Source organism: Gluconobacter sp. P1D12_c, assembly GCF_018812105.1.
GTDB lineage: Bacteria > Pseudomonadota > Alphaproteobacteria > Acetobacterales > Acetobacteraceae > Gluconobacter > Gluconobacter oxydans_A.
Genome location: NZ_JACSIQ010000833.1, coordinates 1 through 366, shown reverse-complemented (window position 1 = coordinate 366; position 366 = coordinate 1). Strand labels below are relative to the sequence as shown.

Below are 366 nucleotides of genomic sequence, written 5' to 3'. Positions count from 1 at the left end.
GCCCAGACGAACTTGCCGCTTTCAGCATCGTAACCACGGATTACACCAGACGGTGCCCAGCGACGCTGACCGTCAAGACCCTCATGATTGACAACGACAATACCGTTCACCACAGGCGGCGGAGCCGTTATGGCCACGAAGCCGGGGACGGATTCACCCATGCCCTGCATCAGGTTGACCTGTCCGTTATGGCCAAACGCGGGGCAGAATTCACCTGTTGCCGCATCGACGGCCACGAGGCGCATATCCAGTGTGCCTTCAATAATGCGGTTGTGGCAGGGTTGACCCTCTGGCACGGCAGCAGACGTGAAATACGTCACACCCTTGCAGGCTGCCGTGTAGGGAATGGACTCGTATTTGACGTTC

General features: G+C 58.2%; 1 pseudogene. It reads right to left on the bottom strand.

Features of this window, described 5'->3' with window-relative positions:
* Positions 1–366, bottom strand: a pseudogene (locus KP705_RS19420) (membrane-bound PQQ-dependent dehydrogenase, glucose/quinate/shikimate family); the annotation flags it as partial.